Raw genomic sequence first — 25,271 nt, forward strand, 5'->3', positions numbered from 1 at the left:
AGGCACCAATTCCGTTAAGTTAACGCTTTATCTGAAGTAGAGCATGATTTTTATTCACACCCAGACAGGATCATAAAACACCCCTCCTTGGGCCTGTGCATGAAACCTGTATGGGCTGAGGATGAAAGTCCAGAATGTTCCTCAGGGACGCCGCGCCATCCACCACGCGTCTTCCCAGTATGGGTTATCCAGCCGCGAGATCATCACGCCACGACTGGTAGACGCGTGGATAAATTCGCCATTGCCGATATAGATGCCGGCATGTCGCTGCTTCCAGCCAGTCTTGAAAAATACCAGATCAGCCGGTTGCAGCTGATGCCGCTTTACCGGAGAACCTATACGGGCCTGTTTTTCGGTTGTACGGGGCAACTGGGTGCCATTTAGATCTGCATAGACCCGCTGGATAAAGCCGGAACAGTCCACACCTGAACGGTCCTGGCCACCGTAACGATAGGGGGTACCTGCCCACTGGCTGTAGTGGTCAAGGAGTTGCTGTCGCTGTGGATGATGCAGATCAACGGGCGTATGGCCATAACGCGGAGCGCTGCTGCAACCCGCCAGCAGCAGCGCCATGAGTGTCAGCAACGTAAGTGAGCGTGGCATGACCGTCTCCTGAAGTATTCATGTTTAATGTTTAACCACTCAAGGCATTCAAGGTCAAGCCAATAACCCGCTTCAGTGCAGCTCTATCACGCGCTTTCTGCTAGTATGCTCGCAACTGATTTCAAGCGAGAAAAAACCCGTGTTTGCTGACCTGATGCTGCATGACCGCCTGCTCAAGGCGATCGATAAACTTGGCTTTACCCAACCTACAGCCGTACAGCTGGCGGCACTGCCCCCGGCACTGGAGGGTAAGGATCTGATCGTGGGCGCCGAAACCGGCAGCGGCAAAACGCTCGCCTTTGTTATTCCCATGTTGCAGCACTTTCTGGATAACCCATCGCCCAATACCGGTACCCGTGGCCTGATCCTGACCCCCACACGCGAGCTTGCCGAGCAGGTGTGTCAAAGCGTCAAGGATCTGGCCACCTTTACCCGCGTCACCACCATGACCGTCTGTGGCGGCACCGGCTTCAAGGAGCAGGCCGCCGAGATGCGCAAGAACCCGGAAATTCTTGTGGCGACTCCGGGCCGCCTGATGGAGCACCTTGAGCGTGAAACCCTGGATTTCGGAGATCTGGAATTCCTGATTCTGGACGAAGCCGACCGCATGCTGGACATGGGCTTCCGTGACGAGGTGCTGGCGATCACCGAGATCTGCCGCAAGGATCGCCAGTCGATGGTGTTTTCCGCCACCCTGACCCACCCCGGGGTGCATGACCTGCTGCCGCGAGTGTTGAACGAACCGGAACAGCTGCTGCTGAACACGCCGCAAAACGCGCAGGCCAATATTCAGCAGCAGATGATTCTAGCCGATGACGACAAACACAAGGAGCGCCTGGTGGAGTGGCTGCTGGCCAACGAAACCTATGACAAGGTGATCATCTTCACTAACACCCGCGTTAAGGCGCAGTGGCTGGCCAAGAGCCTGCAGCGCCAGAACCGCCGCTCCGGAGTCCTGCACGGCGAGATGAGTCAGGATGAGCGCAAGCATGTGATGGGGCTGATGCGCAGCGGCAAGATCAATATTCTGGTAGCCACCGACGTGGCCGCCCGTGGCCTCGATATTCAGGGGCTGGACATGGTGATCAACTTCGATATGGCACGCAAGGGTGACGAACACCTGCACCGCGTCGGCCGTACCGGACGCCAGGACAAGCCGGGGTTGGCGATCTGTTTGATCGAGCATACCGAATGGAATTTGATGTCCAGCATTGAGCGTTACCTGCGCATCAAATTCGAGCGCCGCACTTTGAAAGGCGTGGAAGCCAACTACAAAGGGCCGAAGAAGCTGAAAGCCTCGGGCAAGGCTGCCGGTACCAAAAAGAAAAAGAGTGACGGCAAGGACGGCAAGAAGTCAGCCGCCAAATCCGAAGGCAAACAGCGCCTGCGTGATCGAAAACAGGTGGGCAAGCGCCGTACGACCGCAGCACCCAAGCCCCCTGCCGATCTGGCCGATGGCTTTATGCCGTTGAAGAAAAAACGTTCCGACAGCGACAGCTAATCCCGCGTTGTACTGCCACTGATGCCGGCCCGCTGCTTCCTGCAGTGGCCGGCTTTCACCATCGCCTCCAACCCGACCTGTCCCCAGCGCATCAGAGCTCTCACCCAAAGAGCGATCGCTCTTTGTTGTTATAATCGCAACTTAATTTCGCAAAAACGACAACAAAAAGCATTATTTTTGCCCAATCCAGGCCACTGTTTTACATAATTGCAACAATCAAACTACATACATTCCCGCATTCACTGCTAGAATCCGCCTCCACCAGACTGCGTAAATATTAATCACTATCAGAATATGCAGGCTTGTTGACAACAAACAGGAACGACCATGTCTTCAACTTCACGAATTTTGTGTTCGCGTCTGCGTGAGCGCATCATGAGCGCCGAACAGGCCGCTGAACTGATCTCTCCCGGCGCCAACGTCGGCATGAGCGGCTTCACCGGTGCCGGTTATCCCAAGGCTGTACCCGCGGCGCTGGCCGAGCGTATTCGCCATCACAATGCCGCCGGCGGCAAACCGTTTCGGATCAATGTCTGGACCGGTGCCTCCACTGCTCCCGAGCTGGATGGCGCACTGGCGGAAGTGGACGGCATCGAAATGCGGCTGCCGTTCCAGAGCGACCCGATCTGCCGCGGACGGATCAACAGTGGCACGATGGAGTATGTGGATTACCACCTGTCTGAAGTGTCGCAATACGCCTGGTCAGGCTTTCTCGGCAAGATGGATATCGCCCTGATCGAAGTCGCCGGTATCCGCGAGGATGGCAGCCTGATCCCTTCTTCGTCCGTCGGCAACAACAAGACCTGGATCGAGCAGGCCGACAGAATCATTCTTGAGGTCAACGCCCAGCAGAACGCCAAGCTGGAAGGGATGCACGACATCTATTACGGCACCGCCCTGCCGCCCAACCGCAAACCGATCATGCTGACCCACCCGGCGGATCGCATTGGTGAAGCCTATCTGCACTGCCCTGTGGATAAAGTGATCGCGGTGGTGGAAACCTCGGCAGCGGATCGCAACTCCCCGTTCAAGGCACCGGATGCCACCTCCAGGCGGATCGCCGAGCACATTCTCGAATTCTTCCAGCGCGAGATCGAAATCGGTCGCCTGCCAAAAGAGTTGCTGCCGATTCAGTCCGGTGTGGGCAACATCCCCAATGCGGTACTGGAAGGGTTGGATGCAGGCCCGTTCAAGAACCTAACTGCCTTCACCGAAGTGATTCAGGACGGCATGCTGAAGATGCTCAAGTCCGGCACCCTGGGCGTTGCCTCGGCCACCGCCTTCTCATTGAGTCCCGACGGCATCCGCGAGTTCGATGAGAATATCGACCTGTACCGCGACAAGATCATTCTGCGCCAGCAGGACATCTCCAACCATCCGGAGCTTGCCCGTCGGCTCGGCATCATCGCCATGAACGGGCTGATCGAAGCCGATATTTACGGCAACGTGAACTCGACCCACATCATGGGCAGCCGGATGATGAACGGTATCGGTGGTTCAGGGGATTTTGCCCGCAACGGCTACCTGTCGATCTTCGTTTCGCCCTCTACCGCCAAGGACGGAGCGATTTCGTCCATCGTACCGATGGTGTCCCATGTGGATCACACCGAGCACGACGTGAAGATCATCGTCACCGAACAGGGTCTGGCGGATCTGCGCGGACTGTCACCCCGCCAGCGTGCCCATGCGATCATCAACAACTGTGCACATCCGGATTTCCGCGAACGCCTGCTGGACTATTTCAACCGCGCCTGTGCCAGCGGTCGCGGCATGCATACGCCACACCTGCTGGATGAAGCCCTGAGCTGGCACCAGCGCTACGAAACCGAGGGGCGGATGTAACCCGCCCCTCCATCCCGATGCTCTAAGCGTTTGGCGCCCCTCCTGAGGCGCCTTTTTTTTGCCTCGTATTCCCCGACGCCCGGACTCCCGTTCCGTACAGGATCTGTTACCCTGTAGTGAGTCAATCGGGCTGCCTTGGCAGTCCTGCAGGAGGGTACATGGACAACTCTCAACTCTTGCTGTTACTGGTGGCGCTGGCGCTGGGCATGTTGATCGGGCTGCAGCGCGGCTGGCACGAGCGCAATACACCCGCCGGCGGTCGTATTGCCGGAATCCGCACCTTCGGTCTGCTGGCCCTCAGCGGCGCACTGGCCGGAGTGCTGACAACGCCACTGGGACCCGGCATCGCCATCGCCATGGGGCTGGCAGTGACACTGCTGCTGGGGCTGGCGCACTGGCTCGATTCGAACGATGACCACGACTACGGCATGACCACCGTTGTGGCCGGGATCGTCACCTACCTGACCGGCCTGCTCACCGTACTGGGTGACCTGAGCCTGGCCGTTGCCGTGGCGGTCATCACCACCATCGTGCTGCACTTCAAGCAGACACTGCATCAGGCGCTGGAGCACCTGAGCGACAGCGAGATGCGCGGTATCCTGCAGCTGGCTCTGATCTCGGCTGTACTGCTGCCGGTACTGCCCAACCAGAGCTACGGCCCCTGGGATGCACTTAACCCCTACGAAATCTGGCTGATGGTAGTGCTGATTGCCGGTATCAGTCTGGCGGCCTACTTTGCCATGCGCCTGACCGGGCCCGACAAGGGGGTGATGATTACCAGCATTCTGGGAGGGCTGGCATCCAGTACCGCACTGACCCTGAGTCTGGCACGCATGAATGCCCGCGTGCCCATGCCTCGGCTGCTGGCCTGTGGCATTCTGCTGGCCTCGGCCATCATGTATCCACGCATTCTGCTCGAAGTGGCTGTGATCAACCCCGAGTTACTGCCGCCGCTCCTGCCTCCGATGCTGGCCATGATGCTGGCCTGCGTAATCAGCGCAGTGTGGCTCTGGATCAAACGAGAACCCTATGCAGAAGTGGATACCAGCAAGCTCTCGACACAGCCCTTCCAACTGATCCCGGCCCTTCAGTTCGGCCTTTTACTGGCGGCCATCCTGCTGATCGCTCACGGCATTCGAGAGCATATGGGCGAGCAGGGGCTGTGGCTGGTGTCCATTGTCGCCGGCCTGACCGATGTCGATGCCATCACGCTGACGCTGGCTCGCATGGCACAGGACAGCATCGGCAGCGAAACGGCCGTCACCGGAATTACCCTGGCCGCGATCACCAACACATTGGTCAAGGGTGGTCTGGCACTGTTTGCCGGCCATGCTTCACTGTGTCGCCCGCTCTGGCCCGGCTTGCTGTTCGCCGTTGCCCTGGCACTGCTAACCTTATGGATACTCTGAATCCGCAATCAATGGATGCTGACATGCACGAGACCTTGCTGAAACCCGAACAGTTGCGCCATCGCTGTGACCTTGAAGCGCTGGGCATCACCTCAACCACCGATATCACGCCGGACTACTCGGTTCTGGGGCAATCACGGGCGCTGGACGCGATTCAGTTTGCCATCGGCATGGATCATCCCGGCTACAACATTTTTGTCAGCGGCTCTACCGGCGTCGGCAAACGGGAACTGGTATCCCGCATCGTCAGCGCCGAGGCCGCCAGCGGTGAAGAACCGAGTGATTGTTGCTACATCCACAATTTCGACCGCCCCAACCAGCCGTTCAAACTGATCATGCCCCGAGGCATGGGGCAAAACCTGCATGAAGATCTTCGCAAGCTGATTGAAGTCCTGCTGCTGCGTGTTCCGGCGCAGTTTAAAAGTGATGAATATCGTAACCAGCTGCAGCAACTGAACGACGAGTTTCAGGCGCGAGAGGAGCAAAACTTCAAGGCACTGGGGCAAAAGGCGCGCGAGTCCGGTATCACTCTGATGCGTACTCCCGGTGGTTATACGCTGGGGCCAGTACGTGACGGCAAGCTGATGACGCCGGATCAGTTCAACCAACTGCCGGAGGAAGAGCGGGCCAGAATCAAGGCGGCGGTGGACGAGCTGAACGAGGAACTGACCGAGCTGGTGCATGAGGTTCCAAAAATGCATCAGGAACATCAGGCACGCATCCGCGAGCTGGAGCAGGAAACCACACAGGGTGTCATAGACCCGGCACTGAATAATCTCCGGCAGAAATACGGCAGCCATACCGAAGTGCTCGACTTCCTCGATACCATCCATCAGGACATGATTGAGAATGTGGACGACTTTTTCCCCTCTGAAGAAGAGGAGCGTGCCCCGCTGCACAAACGTGCCCGCTCCGGTAAGTTCCGCCGTTATCAAATCAATGTGCTGGTGGGGCATGAGAAAAACGGTGGTGCGCCCGTTGTCTACGAGGACATTCCCAGCTACCAGAATCTGATCGGTCGAATTGAGTACGAAGCTCACTTCGGCACTTTGAGCACCGATTTCAGTCTGATCCAGCCCGGTGCTCTTCACCGCGCCAACGGCGGCTACCTGGTGGTGGATGCCCAGAAACTGCTCTCCTTCCCTTTTGCCTGGGAGGGCTTGAAACGTGCCCTGCGCAACCGTGAGATTCGCATCGACCCGCTGGAAAAGATGTACGGCATCAGTGGCACCCGCTCGCTGGAGCCGGAGCCGGTACCGCTCAATGTGCGCGTGGTGCTGATCGGAGACCGGCGCCTCTACTATCTGCTCAAGCATTACGATCCGGAGTTCACCACCCTGTTCAAGGTCTATGCCGACTTCGCCGAAGGCTTTGATCGTGACCGCGAGAACCTGCAGGGCTATATCGGCCTGATCGCCATGCTGGTACGTGAAGAGGGTCTGACGCATTTTGACCGCAGTGCGCTGGAAGCGGTGATCGAGCACAGCTCGCGCCAGATGGACGACAGCGAAAAGCTGTCGCTTAACCGCGGGCAACTGATCGACCTGCTGCGCGAGTCCAGTTTCTGGGCCTTGCGCCAGGGCGCATCACAAACCGGTCGCAGCCATGTGCAGAAAGCGATTGAGCAGCAGCGCTACCGCAGCAGCCAGTATTCCGAACTGCTGCAACAGCAGATCGAACGCGGCACCCTGATCGTCAACACCAGCGGCAGCGCCGTTGGGCAAGCAAACGGATTGTCGGTATTCCAGCTGGGCGATCAACGCTTCGGCAAACCCAGTCGAATATCGGCCACCGCCAGAATGGGTACGGGGCGCATGCTGGATATCGAGCGTGAAATCAAACTGGGGGGGCCGCTACACTCCAAGGGGGTGATGATCCTCGGGGCTTGCATCGGTGCCCGTTATGCCCGTAACCAGCCGCTTTCACTCAACGCCAGTCTGGTGTTCGAACAGTCCTATGGCCCGGTGGATGGCGACAGTGCTTCAGCCATCGAGCTTTGCGTGCTGTTGTCCGCCATCACCGGTTTACCGCTGAAACAGAGTTTTGCCGTTACCGGCTCGATCAACCAGCATGGTGAAATTCAGGCAATTGGCGGCGTCAACGAAAAAATCGAAGGCTTCTTTGAGCTGTGTTGCTCCCGTGGGCTGGATGGCAGTCACGGCGTCATCATTCCGGCCAGTAACGAGCCACACCTGATCCTGAGTGAAGAAGTGGTGGATGCCTGTCGCGAAGGACAGTTTTCCATTCACGCTGTCAGCCAGTTGGATCAGCTGATTGAACTGCTGTTCGGACGAGAAGCCGGGGCTGCCGACCGTGAAGGGCGTTACCCACCCTCTACGGTAAACGGCATGGTACAGCTGCAACTGTCGGACTGGGCAGAACAGGCGCGCAAGCTCGCCGCCAAGGGAGATGACTAGTCTTGTAAACCTTTCACTCACGCCACAGGCAGGAGGATTCAAACGATGAACGCAGATGAGGTGACACAAACCCTTACACTGGGGTCGAAACAATATACTTACAGCAGTCTGAAACAGGCTGCCGACTCATTGGGTGATATCAGCCGACTGCCCTGTTCACTCAAGGTACTGCTGGAAAATCTGCTGCGCCATATCGATACCGATGCGGTACAGCTTGAAGATCTGCAGGCACTGGTGGACTGGCAGCATCAAGGCGGCCACTCCGAGCGTGAGATCGCCTACCGCCCGGCTCGTGTATTGATGCAGGACTTTACCGGCGTTCCCGGTGTGGCTGACCTGGCCGCCATGCGTGATGCCGTTGCAGCGCTCGGGGCCGACCCACAACAGGTCAATCCGCTGTCGCCAGTGGACCTGGTGATCGACCATTCGGTGATGGTGGACCATTTTGCCAGCGCCGATGCCTTTCATGACAACGTCAAACTCGAAATGGAGCGTAACCACGAGCGTTATGCATTCCTGCGCTGGGGCCAGACCGCGTTTGACAACTTCCGCGTTGTACCACCGGGCACCGGCATCTGCCATCAGGTCAATCTGGAGTATTTGGGTCAGACGGTTTGGCGTGAGGAGCACGACGGCACAACCTGGGTTTACCCGGACACATTGGTGGGGACCGATTCCCACACCACTATGATCAACGGCCTTGGCATTCTGGGTTGGGGCGTGGGCGGCATTGAGGCCGAGGCCGCGATGCTGGGGCAGCCGATCTCCATGCTGATTCCCGAGGTTGTAGGCTTCAAGCTCACCGGCGCGCTGCGCGAAGGGATCACCGCCACCGACCTGGTCCTGACCGTGACCGACATGCTGCGCAAACATGGGGTGGTGGGCAAGTTCGTCGAGTTCTACGGCGACGGTCTGGCGCAGTTGCCATTGGCCGACCGCGCCACTCTGGCCAATATGGCGCCCGAATATGGTGCTACCTGCGGTTTCTTCCCGGTGGACGAGGAAACCCTGCGCTACCTGCGTCTGTCTGGTCGCAGCGAGGAGCAGGTTTCGCTGGTCGAGGCTTACTGCAAGGAACAGGGCCTGTGGCGCAACACAGGCGATGAGCCGATTTTTACCTCAACACTGGAGTTGGATCTGGATACCGTAGAAGCGTCGTTGGCAGGCCCGAAGCGACCTCAGGATCGAGTCGCTCTGAGCCAGCTGAAATCTCGTTTTGACGAGTTGATGGCGCTGAACCTCAGTGCCCCTCCAGCCGATGCAGTGAGCGATCTGGAAGCCGAAGGTGGGCAGACCGCACCGGGCACTCAGGGTGGAGCGGACGTTGAATACGCCGGAGAACGTTTCCGACTCAATCATGGTGCGGTGGTCATTGCCGCCATTACCTCTTGTACCAACACCTCAAACCCCGGCGTCATGCTGGCGGCGGGACTGCTGGCCCAGAAGGCCATCAACCGGGGCCTGAAACGCAAGCCCTGGGTCAAAAGCTCACTGGCACCCGGCTCCAAGGTTGTGACCGAGTACCTGCAGGCAGCCGGGCTGAATAGCGCACTGGATCAATTGGGCTTCAACCTTGTGGGCTACGGTTGTACCACCTGTATCGGCAACTCCGGCCCGCTGCCGGAACCAATCGAAATCGCGGTACGCGAACAGGATCTCACGGTGGCATCCGTACTTTCCGGTAACCGCAACTTCGAGGGCCGTGTTCACCCTGCCGTCAAAACCAACTGGCTGGCCTCACCACCGCTGGTGGTTGCCTTTGCGCTGGCTGGTCGGGTGGATATCAACCTGTCCGATGAGCCGCTCGGAACAGACCAAGATGGCAAACCGGTCTACCTGAAAGAGATCTGGCCCAGCCAGGCCGAGATTGCCGAAGCACTGGAGCGGGTCAACACCGAGATGTTCCAGCGTGAATACGCGGCAGTTTTTGATGGCGATGCTCAGTGGCAGGCGATTGAAGTTGCCACCGGCAAAACCTATGACTGGCCCAAGTCCAGCTATATACAACAACCGCCGTTCTTCAACGGCATGAGCCGCGAGCCTGACCCGGTACGGGACATCACATCTGCTCGTATTCTTGCTCTCTTGGGCGACTCCGTGACCACCGATCATATTTCCCCGGCCGGTGCGATCAAACCGGACAGCCCTGCCGGTCGCTACCTGCAGCAACTTGGAGTAGCGCAGAAAGACTTCAATTCCTACGGCTCTCGCCGTGGCAACCATGAAGTGATGATGCGTGGCACCTTTGCCAACGTACGTATTCGTAACGAGATGCTGGACGGGGTAGAAGGGGGTGAAACCCGCCATTTCCCCAGTGGTGAACAGTTGTCGATTTACGATGCGGCCATGCGCTATCAACAGGACGGACGCGAATTGGTGGTGATCGCCGGCAAGGAATATGGCACCGGCTCGTCACGCGACTGGGCCGCCAAGGGTACGCGTCTACTCGGCGTGCGAGCGGTAATAGCCGAGTCATTCGAGCGTATCCACCGCTCCAATCTGCTGGGAATGGGGGTATTGCCGCTGGAGTTTGTCGATACCGACCGCAGGCAGCTGAACCTGACCGGCGAGGAAGAGATCAGTCTGACCGGGCTGGATCAGCTCAAGCCACAGCAGCAGCTGACCTTGAGCATCCGCTACCCTGACGGACGCGATGTTCAGGCCAGCGTGCGCTGCCGCATCGATACCGGCAACGAGCTGGCCTACTTCCGCCATGGCGGGATTCTGCACTATGTGCTGCGCCGGATGATCGGCGCTGCCTGATCAGGTTCGGAAGTGCACCACCATATCGTGCATTTCCACCGCCAGCCGTGACAGTTCGCGGCTGGCGGCACTGGTCTGGTTGGCACCGGCTGCGGTCTGGGTGGACAGATCACGGATGTTGACCAGATTCTGATCCACTTCACGGGCCACTTGTGCCTGCTCTTCGGCGGCACTGGCGATCACCAAATTGCGGTCATTGATCTGGCCAATTGACTGGAAAATCTCTTCCAGTGCGGTTGAGGCAGCATTGGCCCCCTGCAATGTGCGTTCGGCGCGCTCACGGCTGGTTTGCATCGACTGCATCACGTTGTCGGTACCTTCACGCATCGCCTGAATCAAGCGCTCAATCTCCGAGGTGGAAGACTGTGTACGCTGTGCCAGCGTGCGCACCTCATCCGCCACCACAGCAAAACCGCGCCCGGTCTCTCCCGCCCGCGCCGCTTCGATCGCTGCGTTCAGCGCCAGCAGGTTGGTTTGCTCCGCCACATTGTGGATCACATCCAGAATCTGACCGATGTTGCGACTGTGCTCGGCAAGTTCACCTACCTGTTTGGCTGTATGCGCCACATCTTCCGCAACCGCATGGATGTCGGTAGTGGTGATACGTACCCCTTCACGGCACTGCACCGCCAGTTGATTGGATGCCTGCGATGCTTCGGAAGTGGTCACCGCGTTGACGGCCACATCATCCACCGCCGTGCTCAACTCTGTTATGGCCGTGGCGGCCTGCTGTAACTGATCACTCTGTTGCTGCAGGCCGCGCTGGCTTTCATCGGTCACAGAGTTAAGCTCTTCCGCCGCCGATGCCAGCTGGCTGGATGACTCCATCAGCGAGCGGATCATGCTGCGCTTGGTCGTAACCAATGGGATGGACTCCTCCTCACCTAACCGGCATCTACGTGCCAAAATGGTGAGTGAACCGTCAACCATCGTAAAGATGAGGAGAAGTCCAGATGAATATTATCCGCGTCGGTGTTGATATTGCCAAGTCAGTGTTTCACGTTCACGGCGTAGACCGTTATGGCCAAACGCGATGGCAAGGCAAGTATTCTCGCAATAAGTGGCTTGACGCTGTGAGCCGGAAAGTACCCGTCGGCGCCGAGATTGGCATGGAAGCTTGCGCCTCATCTCATCACTGGGCGCGTGAGCTACAAAGCCGAGGCTATCATGTCAGGTTGATCGCGGCTCAGTTTGTCAAGCCCTACGTCAAGAGTAACAAGAACGATCGGGTTGACGCGGAAGCGATCTGTGAAGCCATGAGTCGTCCTAACATGCGGTTTGTTGCCCCCAAGACGGTTGCTCAACAAGACATTCAGGCCGCTCACCGTATTCGGGAAGAGCTTGTAGGGCAGCGGACGGCTAAAGCTAACCAGATACGAGGACTGGTTGGCGAGTATGGGATTATTGCGCCAGTGGGCATCCAACAGCTTCGCCGCGCCTTACCAGGATGGCTGGAAGATGCTGAAAACGGACTTAGCGATAGTTTCCGCATTCTGCTGAATGGGCTGGCGGAAGATCTCCGCCACCTTGATGACCGCATTCAAGCGCTTGATGATCGGATCAGTGACAGTGTTAAGCAGGATCCTGTGGCGAAGCGCTTGATGACGTTGCGAGGCGTGGGGCCGCTTACAGCCAGTGCCTTGTCAGGTGCTCTGGGCGACGGGAAGGCCTTCCGCAAAGGGCGCGACTTTGCCGCCTCTCTGGGGTTGACGCCTCGGCAGCACAGCACTGGGGGACGTGATCGTTTACTGGGAATCAGTAAGCGTGGCGACAGTTACCTGCGCAAGCTGCTCGTTCACGGGGCACGGGCTGTGCTACGTCATGTTGAGGGCAAAGACGATGGATTAAGTCATTGGCTGAAAGCCCTGGTCGCTCGGAAGCATGCCAATGTGGCAACGGTAGCCTTGGCCAATAAGACGGCCCGCATTGCCTGGGCGCTGGTACATAACGATACGGGCTATGACGAGAGCCTGGCTGCGGCCAACCGGTGACAGAGCGTTCGGCCGATAGTGCGCTAGCAAGTTAAACAGAGTTTCTACAGAGGTATTCACCACCACGATTGCATGGCATTTTGATTGATGGCGAACAGGTCGAACCGGCACTGGGAAACCCCTTTAACGGCTAGAGCCTTGAGCTCGTGTAAGCGATTGGGAACCAGTGTGCGAATAGCCCATCAGGGTTCGATGCCTACACAACGGCATCATTAAAGAGACCGGATACACGTAGGCAGTCGTACCTTAGTCGCGATCTGACAAAGTGCTTGCAAAAGAGGAGGAGTCCATACACGCCGTTAAAACGCCCCACTTGCCCTTAACTGTACTGCGCCACTTTTTTTGAAGACCGCTCCAACTCAACATTCCAAGGCAGCAGTCGCTCCAGCTTTTCCAGTGTGTCGGCGTTGGCGATGCGCTCCAGCACATGCCGGATGTACGCCGAGGGTTCCAGGTCGTTGGCTTTGGCCGTTTCGATCAGGGAGTAACAGGTAGCACTGGCGTGAGCGCCCTGCGGGGTATCCGCGAACAACCATGCCTTGCGCCCCACAGCGAACGGACGGATGGCATTCTCAGCCAGCACGTTGCTGATGTGCAGGTCACCCCGCTCACAGTAGCCGATCAGGGTGGGCCACTGGTTCAGGGTGTATTCTATCGCCTTGCGGGTGAGTCCACCCTTCATCACACGTCCTGCGTTGGCGTCCAGCCAGGTCTTGAAGGCTTCCAGTCGAGGCAGGCTCGATGCCTGACGGATCTGATAGCGTTCGGCCACGCTCAGGTCCTTGATCTGACGTTCGATGGCATAGAGCTTGTTGATATGACTGAGTGCCACATCCGCTTTGGACAGCTTGGCCTGTTTGCCTTTACCCGCCGGTTTGGTCGCTTTGGTCGCTTCGATGAACTTGCGGCGGGCGTGATCCCAGCAGCCGATGCGGGTCAGCTTATTGGCTGAACAGATCTGCGCATAACCGGAGTAACCATCGGCCTGCAGGACACCCTTGAAGTCATCGAGCAGGCGTACGGGTACCGCTCCGCTTCGGGAAGGATCATAGGCGAACAGGACGGAAGGTTGGCTGGGTGGTCCGCCTCGGGTCACCCACATCCATTTATCGGATTGGGCAGCCTTGCCATCCTCTTTGAGTACCTGGATCCGGGTTTCATCAGCCTGTAGGTAGGCCGCGCTGTTCTGCGCCTCCCGCATCAGGTTGATCAGCGGTTTGAACACTTCATCCAGACGGATGATCCAGTGGGCCATGCTGGTGCGACTTAGCTCATGGCCCAGACGCTTGAACATCTGCTCCTGACGGTAGAGCGGCAAGCCATCGGCATATTTGGAGGTGATCAGGTAAGCCAGCAGGGCCGGAGTGGCGATGCATTTGCCCAGCGGGTGTGTCGGGCGAGCCGCGGCCAGGATACGCTCATCACCGTCCTGCTCGAACACCGCTTTTTCCTGCCAGTATTCCAGTACCTTGAGCTGGGCGGGGATGTACTCAAGCTCTTCCTTCACCTTGGTGAAGAAGGTTTTGACGGCCCCGGCCTTCTCTTCATCACTCAGCAGCAGCTCGATGCGCTCACGCAGCAAACTATCGGAGAAGCCGCGCTGACGGCGTTTGGGTGTAGACGCTGCAGCAGGGGTATCGTCTTCAGCAACTTCAATATCGTCCGGGAGCTGATCCCGCAGCTGATCGATCTCGGCTTCCAGTTCGGACTCATCGAAGAGGTGGATCTGGTGGGCCGTTTTCTCACTGCTGGCCGCGAACCGCTGGATGCGTTGCAAGCGCAGCATCTCTTCCAGCAACAGGATGTATTGCTCGCGCTGCTGGAGTTGCCGGTCGCGCTCTTTGACGACCTGATCCCGCTGCTCAAGCACCTGGTTTTGCTGCTCAAGCTCGTCCTCTTTCGAGGCCAGTTGCTGCTGCAGCCCGGCCACCATCGACAGCAAGTCAGCGGTCGATAAACCGCTGATATCAGGCGTCTTTGAGGTGGTTTTGGGCTGTGTTTTCATGGGCAAAATTATATCAAAAACAGCCCGTTGAAGCACCCAAAACCCGCTATCCAACGGCCTCATAATGCACGGTTTTATGGCCTTGCAGCAGGCTGATGTCATAACCATCGAGCAACCAGTTGATCTGTTCGCCGGTCAACGGCATGAGCTCATCAGCCGGGCTGGGCCACTTGAATTTCTCTTCGGCCAGCGCCTTGTAGTAGAGGATAAAACCGTTGTCTTCCCACATCAGGCACTTGATCTTGTTACGCTGCCGGTTGGTGAAGGCATACAGTGCACCGGTAAAGGGGCTATGTCCCAGCTCCTGCTCAACCAGCACCGCCAGACCATTGGCCTGCTTGCGAAAATCAATGGGCTCACGGTACAGATAGATTTCAGGCATTGACCGAGAGGGACGAAGATACCGTGGCTTCATCAGAGCTGCCTCAGGATCGCACCGAGCAGATCGACATTACCGGCATGCAGCCCTGTAATGGCCATGCCACCCGGAAGCCTCAGGGTCAGATCACTCGACACCGGTGTAGCGGCCAGCTGGGTGACGCGAGCAAAGCCGGATGTAGGCACACGCTCGATCTCGGTCGCATCATCTGTACCTTCGAGCTTGCGGCGCCAATAGACAAACTGGTGATAGGACAGCGATTGCTGTTTGCAGAAAGCGACGCCGGATAGCCCGGTATCACGCCAGTGTTCAATGTGCTGTTGCCAGTGGTAAGTGCGCTCGGCTGAGTTCATGGTGGATTCCTCGCGTAGGTGACGATGGAATCAGTGTGCGGCGGTCAGTGGCTGGAAAAAAGGTGCTGATTCTCTGGCGCTTACGCTTGGTCTGCTGCATCTCCTGCAGCGAACGGAACAGATCACCGATCTCATTACGGCTTGCGGTATCAATTGTACGGGTCAGGTCGCCCGATGCGATCGCCTGAAAATGGCTTTGCGCCAGCAGCAGCGGGTCGATAACCTGACGCCGCACAAACCACAGGCTCAGACTCACCAGCAGGAGTGCCAGCAAAGTCACCGCTATCGCTTCTCCCGTGGCCAGATGGTAGGTGCCTTCCGCCGCTTCCATGCGCTTGGCGTTGTTGATACGCATCTGTTGCTGAAACTCCAACAGCGCCGCATAGTAACCCTCACTGGCGTCCCGGGCTTCCAGGTTCGCTGCCAGGAATGCGTCGCGGTTACGGGCCTCCAGCGCCTTGTTCAGACGCTCAATCGCCTGTTGGAACTGTGCGAAACGGCGCTCCATCTGCTGCGCGATCGGCCGGATCAAGTCAGACTTTTGCGTAACAACAAAGGGCTGGAACAGCTCGGCCGCTTCCCGCGCAAAGCGCACCGAAGCATCATGACTGAAGCGGGCATTGTCCAGATTACCATTCTGGTATTCGGCTTCGGCACCTATCACCGCGAGTCGGGCACGCAGCACAGTGATCAGGGTGTTGGTGACGGGCACCGTTTGTTCACGCGTGATCCGATCCAGTTCGGCCAATGCACGATGGGCATCACGGGCGGCCAGCCAGGCGTTGATACTGGTCAGAACGAGTACGGCACTGAAGGTCAGCAGAATGACCAGCAGTGCCGTACGAATTTTTACATGGTTGAGTTTCATGAGGGCCTTCTAAACTGTTGTTTAAATGCGACTGTAAACGATTAGGATTTTCGCGTATTCAGTCGCAGAAGGCACAACTCAAATCAGCAACGCTGTGTTGCAGCCTCAGGCTGCTTCCTGGCCCTGCTGCGTCAGCCAGTGATTGATGGCACCAATACCCTCCAGTACCGGCTCTGCAACTTGCTCCAGATCGGCATCCGGCTGCAGCGCCAAGTCGCCATCAAAGTTCACATAGGAGAGCCGCACGACCAGTTCCTGCGCCGGCATGCCGAATGCCGTGCCCGGCAGCAGGGCAACACCGGCCTCTTCCAGCAGCGCTGTGCAGAGCTGATCCGAGCCGTGGATTCCACGTCGTGCCAGCTGGTCACGCCAGGCGGCAAAGTCCGGGAACAGGTAAAAGCCGCCTTCAGGTGAAGCAGTGGCAACACCCGCCTCGTTCAAACGGGCTGCAGCCGCGTTGCCGATCAGGCCTAGCACTTCACGCTCACGCGCTACATAGGCCTGAACGTCCGGCCCAAAGGCATAGGCTTCGATGGCGGCATACTGCACCGGAGAGCTGACGCAGGACCAGGTCTCGGATGCCACACCAAGCAGACGCGGCAACAGATTTCCCGCCAAGGCTTCCGGCACATGCATAACACCCAGGCGCCAGCCACCGGCTCCACACCACTTGGACAGCCCACCGGTTACCAGTGTGCCTTCCGGATAGTAGCGCGCCAGCGAACGATGCTGACCTGTATGGTTGAGCATGCCGTAGATCTCATCACTGATCACCAGAATGTTGTAGCGTTGCATCACCCCGGCCAGCGCCTGCAGTTCGGCTTCGCTGTAGGTGGTGCCACTGGGGTTGCCGGGGTAGTTCAGCACCAGAATCAGCGGCAGCTCGGGCTGCTCACGCTCGACGCAGAACTGTTCCAGTTGCTCGGCGCCCAGTCGCCAATGACTTTCTGCTGTAGTCTGCAGTCGATGTACCGCATGACCGGCCAAGTGCGCCTGCGGCTCATAGGAGACCCAGCTGGGAGAAATCAACAGCACTTCGGCGCGAGTAAACGCCGCCATCACTGCATAAATCAGCAGCTTGCTGCCCGGACCTACCAGTACCCGCTCAGCCTGCCAGTCCACACCATCCTGTTCTCGATGAAATGTGGCTACAGCTTCACGCAGAGGCTTCAGCCCTTGCACCGGCAGGTAGGATTTTTCTGCGGCGTGCTCGCTCAGGCGTGTCGACACCTCCGCCGGCACCGGAAAGGGTGACTGGCCAAAACCGAAACGAAACACCTTGCGGCTGGCTTCAAGTGCACCTGAGCGCTCGTTGATCAGCAGTGTTTCGGAGTGGTTGATGGGGCGAAGATAGGCATCGACTGACATGATTGCGGGTCCTGTGGGTATTGATATGTGGGGTAATATGGACCAGCTGAAAATCTTTTCAATAATGGACTAATATATGGAAAAGTATTTTCATAATTCAGACAGATTTTTCATCAGAGCCGTTATTTATCTTTTATTTTCATGAAGATAGGAATACGGGGCAAAACCGGGATAAAAATGAATAAAAATGCGATGAGCACCCCTTTCACCTTTCCGCCCGGCTCACTGTCTCAGCTGCGCAAGCTACCATCCCTGCTCAAGCGCGGCGAGTTGCAGCTGCCGATGGGCAAGCGGCTGTTGAACACGCTCTGTCTGATGCTGGATGATCCTCGTCTGGTCGCGACCCAAAGCATCACCGAGCTAGCACAAGCCACGGGGGTCAGCCCCGCCTCACTGACCCGGCTGGCCAAGCTGTTGGGCTTTACCGGTTTTGTGCAGTTTCAGGCCCTGTTCCGTCAGGCACTGAGCCAACCGGGACGCTACTACAGCGCACAGGCGAGCGCACTGGTGAGCGGTGATCAAAATGCAAGCATATCCAGCCGGGTCGGTCAGCATCTGCAGCGTCAGATCCACAACCTGACCCAAAGCGCCGGCCAACTGAATGAAGAGCAGCTGCTGACGGCTGCCGGGATGCTGGTCAAGGCGCGCCGTATCCGTGTGGCGGGGCGGCGCCAGTCATTCGGCTTGGCGGTAATGTTCAGTTACATGCTGGGACTGATTCGCGATGATACGGCGGTGGTCGGCGCGGCCGGAGAAGGTCAGGCGCAGGCGCTGGCCGAGCTGGGCAAGCGCGACCTGCTGGTGATGTTCGGTTCCGAGCCGTACAGTCGGGATTCGGTGATGCTTGCCCAGGTGGCACATCAATATGGCCTGCCCCTGCTGACCCTCACCGACAGCCATCACTCCCCCTTGGCACAGCTGGCCGATTGTACCCTGATCAGCTCTGGCGACAGTCCGCTGTACACCAACAGCATGATTGCCAGCCAGTTTTTGAGTGAAACCCTGTTGCTGCAAACGGCCCGCCTGCTCGGTGAAGATGCGGTGAAACGGCTGAGCCTGCGAGAGGAGTTAATCAATCGACTGAATGACGAATTTTAATACCGGCTTCCGCCAGACCTTCCGTCTGATCCACAACTTCAAGGATAGACTGGGTCTCCAGTACCTCAGTGTAAAGCCGATAACCGTTACGCCCATCCTGTTTAGCCGCATAGAGCGCGGCATCAGCCTGCCGCAGCACCTCTTCATGGTCTTCGGTGTGGGTCAGACTGGCACCAATACTGAAGGTCATGCTCAGGGATGCACCACAGGGTGTTCTGACTACCTGACCGCGGATTACTCGCAGCAGACGCTCACAGATATGTTCGACCAAGCCCCTGTCTGCATCACGGATCATGATCAGGAATTCGTCCCCCCCCCAGCGTGAGGCCGCGTCATACTCACGCAACACCGAACGCAACACCGTCGCCACCACCACCAGGGCTTCATCGCCGACAGCATGACCGTAGCGATCATTGATCTCCTTAAACAGGTCTAGATCAATCCAGATGATACCCAGTGGACGACCTTCGCGGGCACTGCGCTTGAGCTCTTCCCGCAAACGCTGATCCATGCCACGACGGTTCAGCAAGCCGGTCAATGGGTCGGTTTGGCTGAGCTGGTTCAGCGCCTCGGTCCGCTCCTGTACCTTCTGCTCAAGGTTGGTGCGCGCTTCGTATACCTCACGACTCATTTTTTCGAACTCTTCCACCAGCCGTGCGACTTCACCACTGGCACGCACATTCAGTGGCTCGCCGGTGTATTCTCCCTTACGGAAACGTCGAATGGCCCGGTCCAGCGCCTGAAGAGGCTCCAGCACCACCCGGCCCAGTACAATGTGAAACACCAGTACCGTAATCAGCAGCGAAATACCAAATATCATCAGAATGGAGTTGAACCGGCTTAGCGGCAGCAAACGGTGCAGGTCCATCAGGGTGACTTCATACCAATCAATATCAGGCAGATATGCCACCCCGGCAAGATAGCGTTTGCCATCGAGGGTGACAAACCGACTGATCACTTCCTGGGGGTCTTCCTTCACCTGCGCCATGGCCTGCTTCAACTGTGTGTAGTCTTCGCCCGGCATCATCACGCTCAAACGGCTCTGTTCATTGTCATTCTTGGTGAGACTGGCAAAATCTATCATCGACTGATCGCGATAGAGCTGGATCGCGCCCTGATGATTCACGAACAGGCTGGTGATGCCCTCTTCACCGCTGTCGACAATATCATTGAGGAAACTACTGAGATTGAGGCCGGTACCGGCAACTCCCAGAACCTCACCCGAGGGATTACGCAGCAGCACATCCACCCATAGCTTGGTAACGCCGAGGTGAGCATCAGGGTTAACATTGATATGCAGGTCGCGGTTCTGCTCGATCAAATCGAAGAACCAGCGATCTGCCGGCTCAGAGGCACTGAGCCGGTAACGCATCTGGTCGCCGGCAAACTCGTTTTCGGCATTGTTGTAATAATAGTGCCCATTGCGCAATATACCGAGGAAATAGTTGCTGTCGGTAAAGCTTTCGCGGTAACGCTCCAGCTCCATCAAGCCATGATACTCGGCGAGGATGTTATCCGGGTCTTCCAGCCATTCGATCAACACCGGTGAACTCGACAGCTGACGTGCAAGCACGATCTCACGCAGCAGCGGTTGCAGCACCCGCTCCTTATCGTAAAGAACCTGCTTTTCAACGTATCTGAGCGCCCACTCCGTAATGATCCGTTCTGCCAGGGTCTGAACCGAGATCCAGACAGCAGCGGCTGACGCAAGAATCAGTACGACTGCGAGGAGGCTGAGCCTTGATTTAAGATTCAACCAGCACTTCTCCCCTTCCTCGACCCTGAGGGTGTGTCACTATTTGGTGACATATGAATGTATTGAATGACTATAGATGATAACTGATCGGTTAACCGAGAAAAGTAAAAAATCCGCTCAATGAAAAATCTTTTCCCTTTATAAGACATTTCTTTCGCGCATTGCCTCAAGGGCACCACTGATCCAGTGTATCCAGATAGTTGGCCCGCTCCCAGCCGGAGGGGTCCTCGGCACGGGCATAACTGACACTGCCGCGCAGCTGATCCAAAGATTCATATTCATGTTGATCCAGCCAGTTCAGGATCGTGTCCCGCATCTGCTTCAGCACACCCTCTCCCTGCTGCATCAGCACGCTGGCCAATTGAGCGGCTTCGGCACCGACGAGCTGAGTGCGAATAACATCTTCACCGGTATGCACGCCACCGGTAATCGCCATATCCAGCGCCACCTGAGCACGGATGATTGCAGCCCAGCGCAGACGCTCATTCAACTCGGCCGGGCTGGACAGCTGCAATTGGGGTTTTATCTTCAGCGTATCCAGATCCAGCGTTGGCTCAATAAAGCGGTTGAATAGGACCACCGCATCAGCACCCGCTTCACGCAACAGGTTCACCATATGCACCGGGCTGGAAAAGCGGGACGACAGCTTCACCGCCAGCGGCAACTGCGGTACGGCTGCCCGTACTGAGGTGAGGATATCCAGATAACGCTGTTCCACTTCGGCGCCGCTCTCGCGTACCGAAGCCGCTATATGATAGATGTTCAGCTCAAGTGCATCGGCGCCGGCCTGTGCCAGTTGCACGGCATGCTCTGCCCAGCCGTCTCGGCTGACCCCGTTGAGGCTGGCGATCACCGGTACTTTCAGGCGCGACTTCATACTCTGCAGCCTTTCGAGATAATGCTCTTCAGCGGTACGGAAGGCATCAGGTACGGGCAGAAAATCATCCGATTCAAAGTGCCCTATTTCCTGTTCATACAAGAAATGATGCAGCAGCTCATGGTCACGGCTGCACTCTTCCTCAAACAGGCTGTGCATGACAATGGCCGCGGCTCCTGCATCTTCGAGCCGACAGGCGCCATCCAGTGTGGCTGTCAACGGTGAAGCTGAAGGCACCAGTGGACTATCCAGTTCAAACCCCAGATAGCGGGTATGCAATCGCTTACTCATTCTGGCCTCCTGTTTCCGGCTCTGTGCCGGCAAGCGCACTCTCTGCCGATGCACTTTCTACGGCGGACCAGCTCAGTCCGGCCAATTGTTCATAGCGGTGGTAGCGTTCGTTAACCTCCCTCTGGGCCTGCTCCAGAAACACCTTGGACGCTTCGGGGTTGGCCCGTGCAAGCATGCTGAAACGCGCCTCGGAACGGGCGAACTGAGCATAGGGGATGGAAGGCGGTTTGGAATCCAGTTTGAGCGGATTCTCGCCCTGCTCGGCCCGGCGCGGGTCGTAGCGGAAGAGTGGCCAGTGACCGGATTCTACCGCCAGGCGCTGATGCGCATGGTTGTCGCCAGCCAGATTAAAACCATGCGCAATACAGGGTGAATAGGCGATGATCAGTGAAGGACCGTCCCAGCTTTCAGCCTCCTGAAAGGCGTGCAATGTCTGCATATCCTTGGCGGCATAGGCAACATGAGCGACATAGACGTGCTCGTAATCCATGGCGATACGGGCCAGATCCTTCTTCGCCACCGGCTTGCCGCCGGCGGAGAACTTGGCGACGGCACCGCGCGGCGTTGCCTTGGAAGTCTGGCCACCGGTATTGGAATAGACCTCGGTATCCAGCACCAGAATATTGACGTTACGACCGGACGCCAGCACATGATCAAGCCCACCGTAGCCAATATCGTAGGCCCAACCATCACCACCGATAATCCAGACACTGTGACGACACAGTTTGTCTGCCAGGTGATAGAGCTCATGCGCACGCAAGTCATCCATTCCCTGCAGGCGCTGGCGCAGCCTCGCAACCCGCTCTCGCTGGGCACGGATACCGGCCTCATCGTTCTGATCAGCCTGCAGCAACTCCTCCACCAGGTGCGCTTCCAGTCGGTCACTCAAGGCCTGCAGCAGCTCAATAGCGTATTCCGTTTGCTTGTCCAGCGCGGCCCGCATGCCGAGGCCAAATTCGGCGTTGTCTTCAAACAGGGAATTGTTCCAGGCAGGTCCACGCCCTTCCGCGTTCATCGTCCAGGGAGTAGTCGGCAGGTTGCCGCCATAAATAGACGAACAGCCAGTTGCGTTGGCAACCAGCATGTGATCACCGAACAGTTGGCTGAGCAGCCGAATGTAAGGCGTCTCACCACAGCCGGAGCAGGCGCCACTGAACTCGAACAGCGGCTGCATCAGCATGGATCCTTTCATGGTGCTGGCCTTGAGCCCGGTACGGTCAAACTCCGGCAGCTGGCGGAAAAACTCCCAGTTAGCCCGTTCACGTACCAGGATATCGTCCTTGGGAACCATGTTCAGCGCCTTGCGGCTCTGGTTCGATTTGTCATGAATTGGGCATATCTCGACACAGAGGGTACAGCCAGTGCAATCATCAGGCGAGACCTGATATCTGATCAATGTACCCTCAGGGAAGTCTTTCGCGCCTTTGATTGGCACTGCCTTGAAGCCTTCGGGCGCCCCTTTCAGCAGCGTTTCGGGGAACGCCTTGGAACGGATCACCGAGTGCGGGCAAACGAAGACGCACTTGCCGCAGTGGGTACAGAGCTCCTCTTCCCATTGCGGCAACTCAAGTGCCAGATCCCGCTTTTCATAGGCCGCCGTGCCACTGGGCCAGGTACCGTCGATGGGCATCCGGCTGACCGGTACCCTGTCGCCGCGCCCAGAAATCAACTCTGCCGTGACTTCGCGCACAAAAGCAGTCGCGTCAGCAGCATTCACTTGGTGCATCGGTATCAGGCTCTGTGCCTGATCCGGCACGTCAAAGGGCTGCAAATGTGCCAGCGCATTGTCGATGGCTGCAATATTCATCTGTGCAATACGCGCGCTGCGCTTGCCGTAGGTGGACTCAACAGCGGCTTTCACCTGCGCAATCGCCTCATCTCTAGGCAGAATATCGGTCAGCGCAAAAAAGCAGGTCTGCATGATGGTATTGATGCGTTTGCCAAGCCCGACATCAGCCGCCACTTGATAGGCATCGATCAGCCAAACCTTCAGCTGCCTGTCGATCATCTGCCGCTGCACCGGCTGCGGCAGCGACTGCCAGAAAACCTCTCCCGTCAGAGGCGTATTGATCAGCACGGTGGCTTTCGGTTTTGCCTTTTCCAGCATCGGATAGCGACCCAGAAAAACGGGCTGATGACAGCCAACAAAATCAGCCTCACCGCTTTGAACCTCGTAGGCCGAGCGTATTGGCTCAGGACCAAAACGCAGATGCGAGACGGTGACCGCACCGGATTTCTTCGAATCGTAGACAAAGTGCCCCTGCGCAAACCGACCTGGCTTTTCTCCGATAATGCGAATGCTGTTCTTGTTGGCGGATACCGTTCCGTCTGCTCCCAGGCCGTAAAAAACGGCCTGCACCTGCTGTCTCGCGGCACGGTTGCGAAAGCTTTCATCCCAACGCAGGCTCAGGCGCGTGACATCGTCGTCAATACCGATGGTAAATTCACGCTTGCCTTCCGGGCGGGCCAGATGGTCGAACACCGCCTTGACCATGCCGGGAGTAAACTCCTTTGATGACAGGCCAAAGCGCCCACCCAGAATGCGCGGCAGTCCAGTGCCCCGCCAGGCATCTTCGCTGCAGGCGTTGAAAACAGCTGTGGTGATATCCTTGAGCAGCGGCTCGCCATCCGAGCCAGGCTCCTTGGTGCGATCCAGCACCGCAATGGCACGCACAGTGTCCGGCAGCTGTTGCAGCAGCCGCTCAGAGGCAAAAGGCCGGAACAGGCGTACGTTCAGCAGCCCAACCTTTTCGCCTTCGGCATTGAGATGTTCTACGGTTTCAACCACCGTCTGGCTGGCTGATCCCATCACCACAACGACCCGTTCGGCATCGTTGGCTCCGCTGTACTCATACAGCGAATATTGGCGGCCCGTAACCGCTGCAAAGCGATCCATTGCGTTTTGCACAATGGCCGGAAAGGCGTCGTAATAGGGGTTACACGCTTCGCGTGACTGAAAAAAGAGATCCGGGTTTTGTGAGGTGCCGCGAATAAAGGGGTGCTCGGGAGACAGTGCTCGGTCACGGCAGGCCCTGATCAAACCGGGATCGATCAGCTGCTGCAGCTGGGCCGTTGTAACCAGCTCTACCTTGCTGATTTCGTGGCTGGTACGAAAGCCATCGAAGAAGTGCAGCACCGGCACCCGCCCTTCCAGCGTGGCCATCTCGGCAATGGTGGCAATATCCATCACCTCTTGCGCATTGCCTGAAGCCAGGATAGCAAAGCCAGTGGTGCGTGCAGCCATCACATCGCTGTGGTCACAGAAAATTGACAGTGCGTGAGTTGCCACCGAGCGCGCCGCAATATGAAACACCGTCGGCGTCAGCTCACCGGCAATCTTGAACATGTTGGGGATTTTCAGCAGCAGCCCCTGCGAGGCGGTGAAGGTGCAGGTTTTGGCTCCGGCCTGAAGTGAACCGTGTACGGCACCAGCGGCACCGGCTTCGCTCTGCAGCTCAATCACTTCCGGCACACTGCCCCAGAGATTGGGGCGCCCCGCATTGCTCCAGCTGTCAGCCAGCTCACCCATCACCGAAGCCGGCGTTATCGGATAGATGGCGATGACATCATTGAGCTGGTGGGCGATGGTGGCAGCTGCTTCGTTGCCATCCATCATCCGTGTTTCTGACCTGGCCATGCCCAACTCCTGTTATCCGGGATTAAGCGTTCAGTATGGCAGATCCTGCAGTAGCCGAGATTGACCTGTGCCAACCTCAGCCACGCTCATTCAACGCCCCGTGAACTTAGGGT

At 57.6% G+C, this 25,271-nt stretch carries 16 protein-coding genes and 1 pseudogene; 7 read left to right on the plus strand and 10 right to left on the minus strand.

Annotation, left to right across the window (positions count from 1 at the left end):
- Positions 1-141: 141 nt before the first annotated feature.
- Positions 142-603 carry a C40 family peptidase gene (locus CFI10_RS15335; protein WP_206836035.1) on the minus strand — a complete coding sequence of 154 codons (462 nt, stop codon included), beginning with the start codon at positions 601-603 and terminating at the stop codon, positions 142-144.
- A 139-nt stretch (positions 604-742) separates the two neighbouring features.
- Between CFI10_RS15335 and CFI10_RS15340 the strand changes: the two genes are divergently transcribed.
- From CFI10_RS15340 to acnA, 5 genes are all read left to right on the plus strand, one after another.
- The gene (locus CFI10_RS15340; protein WP_206836038.1) at positions 743-2,104 is read left to right on the plus strand and encodes a DEAD/DEAH box helicase; all 1,362 of its coding nucleotides are present in this window, start codon (positions 743-745) and stop codon (positions 2,102-2,104) included.
- A 327-nt stretch (positions 2,105-2,431) separates the two neighbouring features.
- Entirely contained in the window at positions 2,432-3,946 is a 1,515-nt protein-coding gene (locus CFI10_RS15345) for an acetyl-CoA hydrolase/transferase family protein (RefSeq protein WP_206836041.1), read from the plus strand.
- A 158-nt stretch (positions 3,947-4,104) separates the two neighbouring features.
- Positions 4,105-5,355: an MgtC/SapB family protein gene (locus CFI10_RS15350; protein WP_091827286.1), complete on the plus strand. Its 1,251-nt coding sequence runs from the start codon at positions 4,105-4,107 to the stop codon at positions 5,353-5,355.
- Positions 5,343-7,772 carry a Lon protease family protein gene (locus CFI10_RS15355; RefSeq protein ID WP_242530016.1) on the plus strand — a complete coding sequence of 810 codons (2,430 nt, stop codon included), beginning with the start codon at positions 5,343-5,345 and terminating at the stop codon, positions 7,770-7,772. The genes CFI10_RS15350 and CFI10_RS15355 overlap by 13 nt, the downstream gene beginning before the upstream one ends.
- Positions 7,773-7,817: 45 nt before the next feature.
- Positions 7,818-10,535 carry an aconitate hydratase AcnA gene (gene acnA / locus CFI10_RS15360; protein WP_206836044.1) on the plus strand — a complete coding sequence of 906 codons (2,718 nt, stop codon included), beginning with the start codon at positions 7,818-7,820 and terminating at the stop codon, positions 10,533-10,535.
- Here the strand turns inward: acnA and CFI10_RS15365 are convergent, their stop codons facing one another.
- Complete coding sequence (locus CFI10_RS15365) at positions 10,536-11,399, minus strand: methyl-accepting chemotaxis protein (protein WP_206836049.1); 864 nt, start codon at positions 11,397-11,399, stop codon at positions 10,536-10,538.
- A gap of 89 nt (positions 11,400-11,488) precedes the next feature.
- On the opposite strand from CFI10_RS15365, the gene CFI10_RS15370 reads away from it, so the two are divergent.
- Positions 11,489-12,526 (plus strand): IS110 family RNA-guided transposase, encoded by a 1,038-nt coding sequence (locus CFI10_RS15370; RefSeq protein WP_206836051.1) that lies wholly within the window; start codon positions 11,489-11,491, stop codon positions 12,524-12,526.
- A 319-nt stretch (positions 12,527-12,845) separates the two neighbouring features.
- Here CFI10_RS15370 and tnpC read toward each other — a convergent pair.
- From tnpC to CFI10_RS15395, 5 genes and pseudogenes are all read right to left on the minus strand, one after another.
- Positions 12,846-14,342: pseudogene (tnpC, locus tag CFI10_RS15375) on the minus strand (IS66 family transposase); the annotation flags it as partial.
- A gap of 235 nt (positions 14,343-14,577) precedes the next feature.
- Complete coding sequence (tnpB, locus tag CFI10_RS15380; protein ID WP_206835047.1) at positions 14,578-14,913, minus strand: IS66 family insertion sequence element accessory protein TnpB; 336 nt, start codon at positions 14,911-14,913, stop codon at positions 14,578-14,580.
- A 32-nt stretch (positions 14,914-14,945) separates the two neighbouring features.
- Positions 14,946-15,263, minus strand: a complete 318-nt coding sequence (gene tnpA, locus CFI10_RS15385; protein WP_206836058.1) for an IS66 family insertion sequence element accessory protein TnpA — start codon at positions 15,261-15,263, stop codon at positions 14,946-14,948.
- Positions 15,220-16,131 (minus strand): Tar ligand binding domain-containing protein, encoded by a 912-nt coding sequence (locus CFI10_RS15390; protein WP_206836061.1) that lies wholly within the window; start codon positions 16,129-16,131, stop codon positions 15,220-15,222. Before CFI10_RS15390 ends, tnpA begins: the two co-directional genes overlap by 44 nt.
- Before the next feature lie 105 nt (positions 16,132-16,236).
- The gene (locus tag CFI10_RS15395; RefSeq protein WP_206836064.1) at positions 16,237-17,499 is read right to left on the minus strand and encodes a pyridoxal phosphate-dependent aminotransferase; all 1,263 of its coding nucleotides are present in this window, start codon (positions 17,497-17,499) and stop codon (positions 16,237-16,239) included.
- Between the two features lie 192 nt (positions 17,500-17,691).
- Here CFI10_RS15395 and CFI10_RS15400 point away from each other — a divergent pair, with 192 nt between their 5' ends.
- Positions 17,692-18,597, plus strand: a complete 906-nt coding sequence (locus CFI10_RS15400; protein ID WP_206836067.1) for a MurR/RpiR family transcriptional regulator — start codon at positions 17,692-17,694, stop codon at positions 18,595-18,597.
- On the opposite strand, the gene CFI10_RS15405 is transcribed toward CFI10_RS15400, so the two are convergent.
- The 3 genes from CFI10_RS15405 to nifJ form a co-directional block, all read right to left on the minus strand.
- Positions 18,572-20,353: a sensor domain-containing diguanylate cyclase gene (locus tag CFI10_RS15405; protein WP_206836070.1), complete on the minus strand. Its 1,782-nt coding sequence runs from the start codon at positions 20,351-20,353 to the stop codon at positions 18,572-18,574. The genes CFI10_RS15400 and CFI10_RS15405 overlap by 26 nt on opposite strands.
- A 166-nt stretch (positions 20,354-20,519) precedes the next feature.
- Positions 20,520-21,521 (minus strand): dihydroorotate dehydrogenase-like protein, encoded by a 1,002-nt coding sequence (locus CFI10_RS15410; RefSeq protein WP_206836072.1) that lies wholly within the window; start codon positions 21,519-21,521, stop codon positions 20,520-20,522.
- The gene (nifJ, locus tag CFI10_RS15415; protein ID WP_242530017.1) at positions 21,514-25,158 is read right to left on the minus strand and encodes a pyruvate:ferredoxin (flavodoxin) oxidoreductase; all 3,645 of its coding nucleotides are present in this window, start codon (positions 25,156-25,158) and stop codon (positions 21,514-21,516) included. Before nifJ ends, CFI10_RS15410 begins: the two co-directional genes overlap by 8 nt.
- Positions 25,159-25,271: the final 113 nt, after the last annotated feature.

Origin of the sequence: Marinobacterium iners, from assembly GCF_017310015.1 — a bacterium.
Classification (GTDB): domain Bacteria; phylum Pseudomonadota; class Gammaproteobacteria; order Pseudomonadales; family Balneatricaceae; genus Marinobacterium; species Marinobacterium iners.

Excerpts from the sequence above, each read along its gene's own strand:
- CFI10_RS15370 (WP_206836051.1), top strand. The coding sequence starts at position 11,489 with ATGAATATTATCCGCGTCGGTGTTGATATTGCCAAGTCAGTGTTTCAC.
- tnpA (WP_206836058.1), bottom strand. The coding sequence starts at position 15,263 with ATGAACTCAGCCGAGCGCACTTACCACTGGCAACAGCACATTGAACAC.
- CFI10_RS15410 (WP_206836072.1), bottom strand. The coding sequence starts at position 21,521 with ATGAGTAAGCGATTGCATACCCGCTATCTGGGGTTTGAACTGGATAGT.
- CFI10_RS15395 (WP_206836064.1), bottom strand. The coding sequence starts at position 17,499 with ATGTCAGTCGATGCCTATCTTCGCCCCATCAACCACTCCGAAACACTG.
- CFI10_RS15350 (WP_091827286.1), top strand. The coding sequence starts at position 4,105 with ATGGACAACTCTCAACTCTTGCTGTTACTGGTGGCGCTGGCGCTGGGC.
- CFI10_RS15390 (WP_206836061.1), bottom strand. The coding sequence starts at position 16,131 with ATGAAACTCAACCATGTAAAAATTCGTACGGCACTGCTGGTCATTCTG.
- CFI10_RS15345 (WP_206836041.1), top strand. The coding sequence starts at position 2,432 with ATGTCTTCAACTTCACGAATTTTGTGTTCGCGTCTGCGTGAGCGCATC.
- CFI10_RS15335 (WP_206836035.1), bottom strand. The coding sequence starts at position 603 with ATGCCACGCTCACTTACGTTGCTGACACTCATGGCGCTGCTGCTGGCG.
- nifJ (WP_242530017.1), bottom strand. The coding sequence starts at position 25,158 with ATGGCCAGGTCAGAAACACGGATGATGGATGGCAACGAAGCAGCTGCC.
- acnA (WP_206836044.1), top strand. The coding sequence starts at position 7,818 with ATGAACGCAGATGAGGTGACACAAACCCTTACACTGGGGTCGAAACAA.
- CFI10_RS15400 (WP_206836067.1), top strand. The coding sequence starts at position 17,692 with ATGAGCACCCCTTTCACCTTTCCGCCCGGCTCACTGTCTCAGCTGCGC.
- CFI10_RS15355 (WP_242530016.1), top strand. The coding sequence starts at position 5,343 with ATGGATACTCTGAATCCGCAATCAATGGATGCTGACATGCACGAGACC.
- tnpB (WP_206835047.1), bottom strand. The coding sequence starts at position 14,913 with ATGCCTGAAATCTATCTGTACCGTGAGCCCATTGATTTTCGCAAGCAG.